The organism is Pseudorhodobacter aquimaris (genome assembly GCF_001202025.1).
In the GTDB taxonomy this organism is placed as follows: domain Bacteria; phylum Pseudomonadota; class Alphaproteobacteria; order Rhodobacterales; family Rhodobacteraceae; genus Pseudorhodobacter; species Pseudorhodobacter aquimaris.
In genome coordinates this window covers 1-13,544 of record NZ_LGHS01000021.1, presented here as the reverse complement: position 1 = coordinate 13,544, position 13,544 = coordinate 1, and the positions used below count along the sequence as shown (strand labels likewise).

Here is a 13,544-nt window from a genome sequence, read left to right as displayed (position 1 = left end):
CCATTTGCTGTGCCTGACAGACCCAATGAGACATGGTCGATGGATTTCATGGCTGATCAGCTCGCAGATGGGCGTTCGATCAGGACATTGAACGTGCTGGATGACTTTAATCGTGAAGGCTTATGTATTGAAGTGGACTTCTCGCTGCCCGCAGAGAGAGTTGTCAGAAGCTTAAACCAGATCATCGAATGGCGCGGACAACCTCAGGCAATTCGAGTCGACAACGGCCCAGAATATGTGAGTGGAAAGCTTATGGAATGGGCTGAAAAACACAATGTGCGGCTCGAATACATCCAGCCGGGCAAGCCTCAGCAAAACGCCTATATCGAACGCTATAATCGCACCGTTCGCGGCGAATGGCTGGGACAATACATCTTCGAAACGATTGAGGAGGCACAAGACCAGGCGACTGAATGGCTCTGGACTTACAACAACGAGCGGCCCAACATTCCTCTCACGGTTTGCTTGCAAACCGTTGCCGGACAGCGGGGCATCGGCGGCATAACTCCCGCAATGAAATTAAAAACAGCCGCATGAATTCTATGGCTGGACCCCATTAAAAATGGGGAGATTACCCCTTGATGCCCCCAATTTCGTCAAATGCCACGGTGTCCCAGTAGCCAACCAAGCCAACCTTACGACGAGCGTTGTTATAGAAGAGGGTCGCTTTAGTTGCCTGGCCGCCGGATATGAGCGTCGCATAGGGCGAGAACTCACTGAAAAAATAAGATTTTGCGGTTCCGCAAGGACCCAGCTCGATATAGTTATAGTTGGGTTCCACAAGGGGGGCTACGCGTTGTAGCGAGAATTCGTTCGAAAAAAGTCGCCCTCGGCAGTCGCCACTTTGGCTTACACTGGGTTCACCCCTTGGTATCGATGTGGTTCGAAAGGGCTTCACCAAGCCACGCGCGCGCCCTGAAGGTGCCTCACGATGGGTTAACGCCGCAGATCCTGAGGATTTTGTTGCTTTGCGTTCTGCACTTGGCACTTCAGACTTTGGTCCTGACGTCGAAAACTATCTTGATGTTGAGAATGGGCCAGACAATCCGCATAGTATCTCAGGGTATTTGAGCGACACCCATGTAGCAAAAGCAATAATTGAAGCGATCCCTTAGTTGAGCGGGCGTTCTTCTCGCCTGTTCTGTTGCCCGTCACCCTGTTTGCGCTATGGCGATTGCTCTGACCGACCCCAGTCAGCGGCCTGCATTTCGCGCAAACGGCTTGCGGTTCGTTCAAATTCAAAGCTGCCGGTGCCTTCGATATAGAGCCGTTCGGGGGTGTCCGCCGCCGAGGCTACCAGCCGTACATGTGCCTCATAAAGCGCGTCGATCAGGGTCACAAACCGCTTGGCCTCATTGTAATTGCTGGACGAAAGCTGCGGGATATCTTCCAACACCAACACGCGCACGGCCTGTGCAATCGCCAGATAATCGGCGGGGCCAAGCGGCTTGGCGCAAAGATCCCAGAACGTCGCACGCCCGACGCCATTGGCATAGCGCGGCAGCTCCACCTCGCGGCCATTTACCGGCAGGCGCAACACCTCTTCGCCGCCGCCCGAAAGATCGGCCCAGATCGCATCTATTTTGGCACGCGCTTTGCCCGCCGGATGGAAATAGACCTGCGCGCCTTCAAGCCTGTGCTGGCGGTAGTCATTGGGGCTTTCAAGAGCGACAACCTGCATCCGTTCGCGCAGCAGGTCGATGAACGGCAGGAACAACGCCCGGTTCAGCCCGTCTTTGTACAAATCCTCGGGCACGCGGTTTGAGGTGGTCACAACCACGACCCCCGCGGCGAACAGCTTTTCGAATAGGCGGCCAACGATCATCGCATCGGTGATATCGGTGATCTGCATCTCATCAAAGGCAAGCAGGCGCACATCGCGGATAATCGCATCGGCTACAGGTTCCAGCGCGTCATCGACACCCTGTTTGCGGGCCTCATGCATACCGTGGTGGATTTCCTGCATGAAGGCATGGAAATGCACGCGCCGTTTCGCAGCAGTATCGGTGGCGGCAATGAAAAGATCCATCACCATGGATTTCCCGCGCCCCACTCCACCCCACAGATACAAACCCTTGGGGGCAGGGGCAGGTTTGCGAAACAGGCCGGACAAGAGGCCTGACTTCCGCTCTCCCTGCGCCTCGACCCAGACACGGATGGTTTCTAGCAGGGGCAGAACGGCATGTTGTGCCGGATCGGCCCGCAGGCTGCCCTCGGCTGTTTTGGCATCATAGATCTGGGTCAATGTTTGTCGCATAAAGGCGGTTTAACCCGTGCCGCAGCCGGACGCCAGAGGGTGTTAAGCGTCTGTTTCGGTCGTAAATCCGCCAAAGATCATGCGTTTGCCATCCATCGGCGCCTCCATCATCAGCTTGATGATCTCGGGGTCGGCCATTGCCGCCTCCATCACGGCATCACGGTGCGCGCGATCACGGTAGGTCATAAAGCCAAAGACAGGCAGCTCATCCGGCCCGCATTGCACGGCGCGAGGAAAAGAGGTGATTTCGCCCACAGGCACATCGTCGGGCCGTGCCTCCACCACGCGCAAAACGCCATGCGCCTTCCAAAGCGGGGCCATTTTCGCGGCAATGACAAAGTAGTCGTCCAGCTTGTCTCTGGGTACAGGGGCCACAAATGCATCGGTATAGGTCATTTTAATTCTCCCTTCTTGAAAACTGTAGCGCGCAAATTTTTTCACGTCGAATCCAATATCGGATGGGCCTTGCGATGGCTGCGCTTCGGTGCGATCTTTGGCTCAAACCAACCTATCAAAAGGCTGTTCCCATGACAGATATCGTCATCCTTTCCGGCGCGCGTACCGCCATCGGCACCTTCGGCGGTACGCTGTCGGGTTTTGCCCCGATTGATCTTGCTACCCATGCCGCCAAAGCCGCGATTGAGCGTGCAGGTATTGCGCCGGACCAGATTGGGCAGGTGGTGTTTGGCCATGTTATCAACACCGAACCGCGCGATATGTATCTGTCGCGCGTGGCGGCGGTGCAGGCAGGCATCCCCGATGTGACACCGGCGATGAATGTGAACAGGCTGTGTGGTTCCGGCGCGCAGGCGATTGTTTCGGCGGCTCAGGCCCTGATGCTGGGGGATGCGGATTTCGCACTGGCGGGTGGTGCGGAATGCATGAGCCGCAGCCCCTATATCTTGCCAGCCGCGCGCTGGGGGCAAAAGATGGGGGATACGGGTGCGCAGGATATGATGACAGGCGCGCTGACCTGCCCGTTCGGCACCGGCCATATGGGGGTGACGGCTGAAAATGTCGCCGGTGAATCCACCATCGCGCGCGCCGATCAGGATGCCTTTGCATTGCAAAGCCAGACCCGCGCAGCGGCGGCAATTGCGGCGGGTCATTTCACCGATCAGATCGCCCCGATCGAGGTAAAAACCCGCAAGGGCGTCACTGTGTTTGATACCGATGAGCACCCCAAAGCCACCAGTCTTGAGGCGCTTTCCGGTCTGCGTGCCGTGTTTCAGAAAGACGGTTCCGTGACGGCAGGGAATGCCTCGGGGATCAATGACGGGGCTGCGGCCTTGGTGCTTGCCCGTGCCGATGCGGCTGAAAAAGCGGGGCTGACACCGCGCGCCCGTATCCTTGGCTATGCGGTTGCAGGTGTGCGGCCCGAGGTGATGGGCTACGGTCCGATCCCTGCGATCCGCGCATTGATGGACAAGACCGGCCTGAAGGTCAGTGACTTTGATGTGATTGAATCAAATGAGGCTTTTGCGGCCCAAGCCATCGCCGTTTCGCGTGAGCTGGGGCTTGATGATGCCCGCGTCAACCCCAACGGCGGTGCGATTGCCTTGGGTCACCCCGTCGGGGCGACGGGCGCGATCCTGACCGTAAAAGCGCTTTATGAGCTAGAGCGCACGGGTGGCAAGATCGGCCTGATCACCATGTGCATCGGGGGCGGTCAGGGCATCGCAATCGCGATTGAACGCATCTGATGCGACCGGCTGGGGGCGTGCGCGCCCTCAGCGCAACCTGACGTGTGCCTGCGCCGATTGCCCCGCACCATCAATGACGGAAAGTGCGACAAACCCCGGCCCCGGCACCTTTACCACCGATGCGCGCGAACGTTCCGCAACAACAACAGGCAGCCCATCGACAAGCCATGTGAACGGCCCCACGCCGCCCCGCACGCGCAACAACAAACCGTCCTCCATTAGTTCCACTTCGGCGCCATCGGGCGGAAAGGCCACCACGGGCGCATCCACCGCCGCAAAGGCCGCATTGCGCGACCGGAACTGTCGCAATGGCTGTGGCAGGGCGGCATTGCCAACCATCAAGGTCGCGGCGGGCGGCGGGGCCAAGGGGGTCAGATCGCGCTTGATCCTCGCAAACGCCTGAAACAGCACGGGGGCCGCCAGATCGCCACCAAAGACCCCCGGCACCGGCGTTCCATCGGCCCGCCCCATCCAGACGCCCACCACATGCGCACCGTCAAAGCCGATGGCCCAAGCATCGCGGTGGCCATAGCTGGTGCCGGTCTTATAGGCCAACCCGCTGTCCGGCGCGCCGACGGGCGGTGCCATGCCCGACAGGATATCGCCGACCTGCCACGCCGCCACGCGTGACATCACCCGCGCGCCATCCGCGCCCGAACCCGTGATCCGCAAGACCCGCGCCACACCGCCCCGCGCAATCGTGGCGTAAAGCCCGACCATATCCTCCAGCGTCACGCCCACCCCGCCAAGCGCCACCGCAAGCCCCGGCTTGCCCGACAGCCGCGCCTCCACCCCTGCGCGGCGCATGGCCGACATCAGCTTGGCGGGGCCAAGCGCATCCGTCAGTGCAACCACCGGCAGGTTAAGCGACAGTTCCAACGCCTCACGCACCCGCAGCGTGCCGCGAAAGATCTTGTCAAAGTTCTGGGGTGCATAGCCGCCGAAATCCAGCGGCCTGTCCTCGATCAGGGTTTCGGGATGGGCTAAGCCTTCGTCAAAGGCCAGCCCGTAGACCAAGGGCTTTAGCGTAGAGCCAGGGCTGCGATAGGCCTGTGTCATATCGACAAAGCCTTGCCGCATGTCGGCGCGGTAGGCCGCTGATCCAACGCTTGCCAAGACCTCAGCCGTGCGGTGATCCGCCACCACGATTGCCACTTGCAAACGGTCGCCATGGGCCGTCACCGCCTCGGCTGCCAAGCGTTCAATGCGGGATTGGAGGGCGGCATCAATTGTGGTGCGGTGCAGGGCGGCATCGGGGGCTGCGCGTGTCACCCGGTCTGCCAGATGCGGGGCGAGGGCCGGAAAATCCTTGCGCAGTGTCGGAACAGCCTCACGCCTCGCGGCCTGTGCTTGATCTGTGGGAATTACCCCTGCCGCTGCCAGCCGCGTCAGCACCTTGTCGCGTGCCTTTGTTGCTGTATCAGGCGCGCGGTCGGGCCGGCGCGCCTCGGGGGCTTGGGGCAGGGCGACCAGCAGCGCCGATTGGGCGGGGGTCAGCCGTGCCGGTTCCTTACCGAAATAGGCAAGCGAGGCCGCCCGCACCCCTTCCAGATTGCCACCGTAAGGCGCAATCAGATAGTAAAGCTGCAAGATCTGCTGTTTGCTTAGATGCCGTTCCAACGCCAGCGCCAGCCGCACTTGACGCAGTTTGCCCGCCAGTTGCCCTGTGCCGCTGTCCTCAAGCAGCCGCGCAATCTGCATTGTCAGTGTGGAGCCGCCCGAGACCACCTGCCCGTGCCGGACCGCCTGCGCGACCGCGCGCAACGCCGCCCGCATATCGACGCCGGAATGGCTGTGAAACCGCTTGTCCTCATAGGCAATCAACATCGCGGTAAAACGCGGGTCCACCGCATCCACAGCCATCCGCCAACGACCGTCTGCAACCGTATAGGCGCGCAGCAAACGGCCGTCGCGGGCCAGCACCTCTACCGAGGTCTCCACGCCCAGATCGGGCAGCACGGTCGCGTCAATCCACGCATCCCCTGCATCACGCGCCACGGCCCCCAGCCACAGCGCAAGGGCCAGCGCGAAAAGCCGGCCCGTCATTGCGTGATCATCACACGGCCCGCTGCGGTCTGGGCGCGGTATTCGGGGCGGTACATATCCTCAACCGAGGCGGCCGGATGGTGAAAACTGCCGGGCGATACCGCGCGCACGACATAGGCCAGCCGCATCGCGTTCTGCCCCTGCCAATCGACCTGAGAGATAAAGCGATCCTGCCGGAATTCGGTATGTTCGACCTCATTTTGCACATCGAGCCAATCCAGCCCGCCAACATCACCGCCGCGCAGCAGGTTGGGGTTATCGATCTCAAACCCTGCGGGAAGCGGGTCCGCCACCATCAAGCGCGCCTCGGCCTTGCCGAAGGGTGTAACCTCCAGCACCACGACCATGCGGTCACCGGTTGTCACGCCTGATTGCAGCGACACGGGCGCGCCCTCCATCGTGTAATAGCTGCGGGTGATGGCGTAACCGTTGCCCTGCGCCGGTCCCGGCACCTCTGGCACGCCGTAAGTGGTCAGCGTCAGGGTAACGGGCCGATCCGAATTGTTGGTGACACTCACGGGGGCGGAAGTGGAATCCAACACCCGCACCAAGGGGCCGTCCACCGCTTGGCCATTCAGGGTGATCCCGTCCGCGCCCGGCCGGTCGATCAGCGCATTGGCGGCGAGCAATGTCCATGTTGCCTCTTGGGTCGATAGATTGCGCCCATCGGGACGCAGTGCCACGGCCAGTGCCTCGGTGTCCAGCACCTGCGATCCGGCCTCGACCGCCAGCGTCAGCACAGCGGCCACATCGCGGCGGCGGGTGCCGTAATCAATGCGGTAGCTCTGCGCATCATCCAGCGATGGATAGGACGCAATCCGCGCGCCGGCCCGCGAGAACATCGCATCCGCGCGGCGTTGATCGCCATAGCTGGCAAGCGCCGCCCCAAGCTGGGCCTGTGCAATTGGCGTGGCAAAGGCATCCGCCTTAACATCTGCGTAATAGCGCAGATCCCCGATCGCCGCCGCCCCTTCGCGCGCCAGTACCATCAAGGCATAGGCAAGCGCCTCTCCGCCCTCATCGAAATCGGCCGTATAGTTCACACGGTTGCGCAGGTTGTCCAAGGCCGAACGGAAGGCATGATCAGGCACCGCATGGCCCTGCGCCCTTGCACGGCTCAGGAAATCGGTGACATAGGCATCCAGCCAGAAATCGCCCTGACTTGGCCCCCAAAGGCCAAAACCCCCTTCCGAGGATTGGTTGGTCAACACGTCCTCGACGGCCTGTCCGATACGGGCCGTGATGTTTTCGGCACCTTTCAACTGCATCGCCTGTGCCACTTGGTCAAAATAGATCAACGGCAAGGCGCGTGATGTCACCTGCTCAGTGCAGCCGTAGGGATAACGGTCCAGCGCTGCCAACAGCCCCGGCGCATCCAGCCGCGCAATTGGTCCCACGGCCATCGTGGCCAGACCGGACCCTTGTGCAAGCCCGTCAAACACCACCTGATCCAGCGTGAAGGTCGCCCCCGCCGCCAGCTCCTGCCGTGTTGTCCTTGCGATTTCGGGATCATTGCGTTGCACGGGGATCGTCAGGGTTTTGGTCAACTGCTTGCCGTCAGGCGTTGTCAGCGATAGCGAAACCTTTTGCAGGCCGGTCAGTTGCGCCACAACCGGCACCGCAAAGCTGGCCCTACCGCCTGCCTCAAGGTCAAACTCTGACGGCAAATCACCCAGGATCAAACCATCCGCCGAAACATCCAGCCCCATCCGCCCCGCAGGCCCTTTGGCATGCACAATCTCCAAGAGCATCCTGCTTTCATCACCGGGCGTCATAAAGCGTGGCAGGCTTGCCGTGACCACCACCGGATCACGCACCAGCACATCGGCCTCGGCCTGCCCCACGCCGGTCTTGGACCAAGCCACGGCCATCACCCGCACCGTGCCATTAAAGGAGGGCAGGTCGAATGTCGCACGGGCATAGCCATCCGCGCCCACAGTCACCGGCCCGCTGAAATAGGCCACCAATTCCTCGGTCGGGGGCGGGGCCTCCAGCCGCGCTTGGGCCGCGGCATCACCGCCCGAGCGGACAACGCCCATAGCCCCGTTCAGCCCGTCGATCAAACGTCCGTAAACATCACGGATGCCCACGCCCAGCTTGCGTTGGCCAAAGTAATGCCCCTTGGGATCAGGCGCGGCAAAGGAAGTCAGGTTCAAGATCCCCACATCAACCGCTGCAATCGTGGCATAGGCGGTTTCTCCCTCCGCGACGCCGTCCAGTTTCACGGCAACCTCCAGAGGGCCGCGCGGGGCGACCTCATCGGCAACCTCGATCACCGCATCCAGTGCTTTGTTGCCGGGATCGATACTGGCATGGGCAAGGCCCATCGCCCGCGCAGGGTTGCGCCCGGCCGCCACATCCATCGGCCGCAAGACCGAGGCCGTGACATAGACGCCCGCGCCCCAATCATCGGTCACCTCCATCGGGATGATGTTTTCGCCTGCCGTCACCTCCACGACCTTCATCGTGACCAAACGGTTCGAGAGTACCGACACCAGCGCCGTCCCCGCCGCGCGCGGCACGATGCGCAATTGCGCCACATCGCCGGGCTTATAGGCGGGCCGGTCGAGGGACAATTCCAACGTATCGGGTGTCGAGGTCACATCCGCAGGCGCATACCAGCCCGCATAAAACCGTGTGGAGGTTTGCGCCACACCGCCATCACTTTGGGTGATGGTCAGCTCATATTCGCCCCATTCGACGGCGGCGGAAATCTCGGTCGGGGTCTCCAGATCCGCGCGCCCCTCGGCCACGCGCGTGCGGCGGGTTACGGGTTCCCAGTTCCAGTTGCCATATTCCTGATACCATTGATAACGCGTCTCAATCCGCGACAATTCCCAAGATACGGCCATCGGCACGGGGGTATCATCCGGCCCCGCCGCGACAAGAGAGAACCGCGCATCGCTGCCTTCGCGTGCCACATCCTCAAACAAGGGTTTTACGCCGATCATCGCGGCCGAGGGTTGCAAGGCGCGGGTTACGCGGCGTTCCACCGGGCGGCCCGAGCCCTCAGCGATACGGGTCACAACGGTCGCTTCCAATGGGCGGGCAGGGTCATTCACCTCTGGCAGGGGCAGGGAGATTGTGGCTTGACCATTGCTATCGGTGGTCTGGTCGCCAAAGCCCTCCATACGGGTTTGAAACGGTTCATCCTCAAGGCCAAAGCGGTAGCCGGGAAAGGCTGCAAGCCCCTTGGCCGCGCGCAAGATCACATCGCCTTCGATCGCCAGATCCGCCCCTGGTGCGCCAAAGAGGTAATCGGCCTTGACCGTCAGCTCGGGCCTGTCACCCAGCCGCAGCGGCGTTTCGGGCAGGGTCAGGGTGAAATCAATGCGTTCGGGCAGGAAATCCTCAACCAAAAAGGTCTTGGCCTTCAGAGGGTCGGCGTCCAGACCGGCGCGCAATTCCAGCCGCCAAACGCCGCGTGGGGCGCTGCCTGCGATGGGCAGGGCAAAGACATGACCGCCGCCGATATCTTGCGACACCGCACGGGAATATTCGACACCATCGGGACGCTTGACGATGGCCGTTAGGGGCAAACCCTCAATCGCCTGCGCGCCCGTATCACGGGCCAAGGCAGTGGCATAAACGGTTTCGCCCGCGCGATACGCACCGCGATCCGTGGTCAGGAAAACATCAATTGGCGGAGCAGGTTCGCGCCCTTCCACCCCGCGATCCGACAGGTCGAATTCAGGATCGGTGAGTGACAGGAACGCCATATCGGCATCGCCACCTTTGGCGACAACCATCGCGGGGGCAAGCGCGCCTTGGCCGCGTGTCAAAGCTGCGGGAAAGCGTGCATAGCCCTGCGCATCGGTCTCCACCGTGCCCAGAACCTCATTGCTGCGACTAAGCAGATCCACCGAAACGCCGACCTTGGCACCGGCCGTGCCAAGGCTGCGCACCACGACATGCAAGCCGTCGATGCCGCTCAGGGTGCTGATCCCGAGGTCAGAGACCACAAACCACTGCCATGCGGGGGCGGTATCATCGCTATCCTTGCCGGGAATGCTGGCGCGCAGTGCAAATATCCCCGCGCCTTGGTCTGCCAGCGCCTCGGCCATTGGCAGGCGGGTGGTCATGTCGCGGTTGACCTCCATCGCAAGCTCGGCGCTGCCTGTCCAGATTTCGGCACCGATGCTGCTAGCAAAATCTGCCTCGCGCCAATAGGGCATCGGATCGCCAAAGTAGTCGTCTTGAATGGCGCGCAGGATGTTGCGGTCGGTCACGCGAAACAGGGTAAGATCCGCCTTGTCGGCATTCACGGAGTCAATCGGAAGCGCCGCCCCCTGATCCAGTTTGGGCAGGACATAGGCCCGCCCAGCAAAACGCAAAGCCGGTGTGCGGTCACGGACATAGGCGGTGATCGTCACAGGTTTCACCGTCGCCTGCCCATCCGCCGCAGGGATACCGGCACGGAAGGTCAGACTGTGACGCGACCCGTGCGAAACGCCTTCGACACAAAGCTGGCGGTCGCCGGATTTCTCAACCGTCAGGCCGGTTGCATCAAGCTGCACGAACTTGGAGAAATCATCCGCGGTCTTGGCCAGATCCTCGGAAAACTGCGCACAAATCCGGGGGCGGGCGCTGTCGGATTGCACATCATGCCCGGTGATGCGAAAGCCGTATTTCGCAATGGCCGCGTCCAGCGCGGTTCCGGTATCACTGCGCGCTTGCAAGGATTGCGCCATCCGTAACGCCGGCACCATGTCGCGGCCGCGGCCCCGATCCTCAAGCACCTCGGCCATCTCTACCAGAATGCCATGACGTAACGCCGGATTTTCAGCGCGCAGATAGGCGTTGATCGTGGCAGCAAGGGCGCGATCCTGTAACTCGCGGCGGGCATCGGAATCGCGAGCAGCGGCGGCCCGTAACAGGCGCGCATATTCTGCCCAGTCAATCGCGGCATCGGTAATGTTCAAGGCCGCTCCGATATGGGCACTGGCGCGCGCCGGGTTGCCCTGCGCCTCGGCGCTGGCGGCAAGATGGTCTTGGGCGGTCCATGGGCCGGTCAGATGCCGCGCGGCAAGCCCGGTCGCAAGATCGTGCGCATCGGTGAAATCACTTGTCCGCAGGAAATCAAGCTCTTGCGCGCGGGTTTGCGCAAGCGTGGCTGCACCGCTGGCTGCCTTGGCCACATAGCCCGAAAACGCACCAGCGTAATCAACAGGTGCGCCCGGCCCCGCCTTTAGAAAACACGAACCGTTACGTGAATTGAAGGTGATCGCAGTGCAGGCGCTATTGGCAATACAGGCCTTTTGACAGGCCGCCAGATCGGTATCGAAAAGGGATGCAATATCGCCCCCTGGCAAATCCATATCGCGCGAAAGGACAAAGCGTTTTTCGGGAACCAGATCCTGCGCTGTAACGGGCTGGGCCAAAACCAGAATTGCCGCAAAAATCGCGCAGAAGTTAAATTTCCGAAAATATGCCATGGAAGACCCTTTGCCAGATGCGGTGGTGCGACGCCGTGAAATCTGGCAGAAGCCCGATATTTTGGGCCAATCTGCCACGCGCCCGACCGAAAAGGCAAGGTTATCGGCGTTTTATGCCCCCTGATTAACTCTCGCTTCATCTTGTTACGCGAGGTTTGCGATAGCGAGGGATGCGCGGCATCCGGATGCTTGGGATTCGATTTGGAAAGAATGAGTTACTGATGGATATCGTGGACAGGTTGGCCAAAGAGCGGCGCGCTCGTATGGCTGCGGAGCGTTTGCTGGAGCAAAAGCAACGAGAGCTTTTTGCAGCCAACGAAAAGCTGGCCCTGCATGCGCGCGCCCTTTCCAACCAAATTGTTGAACAGCGCCACGTCACCAAAGCCGCCGTGAACGAGGCAGAGATGCTCAAAGGGCAGAACCTGAAGTTCATATCCGACCTGGAGGCGGCGCATACAACGGCGGTGATGGCCGAGCGACGATTGCGCGATTCTGTCAATGCGTTGCATGACGGGTTTGCGGTGTTTGATTCCAGCGCCCGCCTGTTGGTGGCCAATCGCGCCTATCTTGCCCCCTACATCGAATATAATGTCGGCCCCGGAACCCCCTACAAGGAAATTGCCAAGATTTCGGCCGAGGAGGGCATCTTTGATCTTGGCGAGGCCACACCTGATGAATGGGTGGAGCGCATGCTTGCCCGATGGGACAGCTTTCCGATTGAGCCGGAGGTCGTACAGATGGCCAATGGGGAGTGGATTCGCCTTGTGGACCGGCGCGCGCGGGATGGTGACATGGTGTGCCTCGCGCTGAATATCACCGAACAAATGCGCATCTGGGCGGCTTTGGAGGCGATACCGGATGGTTTCGTGCTGTTTGACCGTGAAGAAAAATTGATGACGTGCAACCAGCGCTATCGCGAGATTTACCCCGAAAGTGCCGAAGCCATGCAGCCCGGCACATCCTATGAGGCGATTTTGCGCGCGGGGCTGGAAAAGGGCGTCTATGTCGATGCCATCGGCCGGGAAGAAGCCTGGCTTGACGAACGCGTCGGGCGTAATCTCGATGGTCCGATTGTGCGTGAGCAACACCTTGCAGATGGCCGGTGGCTGCGCGTGTTGGAACAGCCCACGCCTGACGGGGGGCGTGTGGGGTTAAGGGTTGATATTACCCATCAAAAAGAACAGCAAGCCGCGTTGGAGGTGGCGCGCAAAGCGGCCGAAGCCGCAAACCGCGCAAAATCCGCATTTCTGGCAAATATGAGCCATGAAATCCGCACCCCAATGAACGGGGTTGTCGGTATGGCGGAACTTCTGTGCGATACCGGCCTGACCGAAGAGCAACGTTTGTTCGCAGACACCATCCGGTCATCGGGTGAGGCGCTTTTGGTCATCATCAACGACATTCTCGACTATTCCAAGATCGAGGCAGAGCGGCTGACCCTGCATCCGGAACCTTTTGACCTGGAACGTCTGATCCATGAGGTTGCGATGCTGTTGCAACCGCGTGCCCGCGAACGCGGGCTGGATTTAATGATTGATTTCGACCTGTTCCTGCCAACACGTTTTGTCGGAGATGCGGGCCGATTGCGACAGGTGATGACCAATCTGGTCGGCAATGCGGTAAAGTTTACGGAAAAGGGGCATGTATTGGTCCGAATTGTCGGCATCGAAACCGAACCCGGGCAGCAGCAGCTCCATATCTCGGTCGAGGACAGCGGTATCGGGATTCCGCCGGATCAGTTGGACCGAGTCTTTGGTGAGTTCAATCAGGTGGAATCTGAGGCAAACCGGAAGTTTGAAGGTACGGGTCTTGGACTGGCGATTACCAAAAGCCTGATTGAATGTATGGGCGGCAGCGTTTGGGTCGACAGCGAGGTTGGCAAAGGCTCTTGTTTCGGGTTCCGCTTGGTTCTGCCGGTGGCAGAGGATCAGACCACAAGGCAAGTGTCCGTCTCCTTGAAACGTGCCTTGGTGGCGGATGACCAATTCATAAACCGTACCATCCTTGAACGGCAGCTGGCGACTTGCGGCATGGATGTAAAGCTTTGCCGTTCGGGTGCCGAGGTATTGGCAGAACTGGCCGTTGACAGCGGGTATGATGTGC

8 protein-coding genes are annotated in these 13,544 nt (G+C 60.7%); 3 read left to right on the top strand and 5 right to left on the bottom strand.

Going from position 1 to position 13,544, the window contains the following annotated elements; genetic code table 11:
• A partial coding sequence (locus AKU94_RS03355) for a DDE-type integrase/transposase/recombinase (protein ID WP_157056387.1) occupies nt 1–537 on the top strand: 537 nt, incomplete at its 5' end.
• A 34-nt stretch (nt 538–571) separates the two neighbouring features.
• On the opposite strand, the gene AKU94_RS20630 is transcribed toward AKU94_RS03355, so the two are convergent.
• The 3 genes from AKU94_RS20630 to AKU94_RS03340 form a co-directional block, all read right to left on the bottom strand.
• Entirely contained in the window at nt 572–898 is a 327-nt protein-coding gene (locus AKU94_RS20630) for a BREX system Lon protease-like protein BrxL (protein WP_269744954.1), read from the bottom strand.
• 267 nt (nt 899–1,165) lie between these two features.
• On the bottom strand, nt 1,166–2,257 hold the full coding sequence (gene zapE / locus AKU94_RS03345) for a cell division protein ZapE (protein WP_050525931.1): 1,092 nt from the start codon (nt 2,255–2,257) through the stop codon (nt 1,166–1,168).
• 42 nt (nt 2,258–2,299) lie between these two features.
• A complete protein-coding gene (locus AKU94_RS03340) occupies nt 2,300–2,653 on the bottom strand; it encodes a DUF1428 domain-containing protein (protein WP_050525930.1) in 354 nt (117 codons plus the stop codon).
• A gap of 131 nt (nt 2,654–2,784) precedes the next feature.
• On the opposite strand from AKU94_RS03340, the gene AKU94_RS03335 reads away from it, so the two are divergent.
• Complete coding sequence (locus AKU94_RS03335) at nt 2,785–3,960, top strand: acetyl-CoA C-acyltransferase family protein (protein WP_050525933.1); 1,176 nt, start codon at nt 2,785–2,787, stop codon at nt 3,958–3,960.
• Between the two features lie 27 nt (nt 3,961–3,987).
• Here AKU94_RS03335 and pbpC read toward each other — a convergent pair whose 3' ends face one another.
• On the bottom strand, nt 3,988–6,006 hold the full coding sequence (pbpC, locus tag AKU94_RS03330) for a penicillin-binding protein 1C (RefSeq protein WP_050525929.1): 2,019 nt from the start codon (nt 6,004–6,006) through the stop codon (nt 3,988–3,990).
• Nucleotides 6,003–11,441 (bottom strand): alpha-2-macroglobulin family protein, encoded by a 5,439-nt coding sequence (locus tag AKU94_RS03325; protein ID WP_050525928.1) that lies wholly within the window; start codon nt 11,439–11,441, stop codon nt 6,003–6,005. The genes pbpC and AKU94_RS03325 overlap by 4 nt, the downstream gene beginning before the upstream one ends.
• 221 nt (nt 11,442–11,662) lie before the next feature.
• Here AKU94_RS03325 and AKU94_RS03320 point away from each other — a divergent pair.
• Nucleotides 11,663–13,544, top strand: a 1,882-nt coding sequence (locus tag AKU94_RS03320) for a hybrid sensor histidine kinase/response regulator (protein ID WP_050525927.1), incomplete at its 3' end; no start/stop codon positions are given.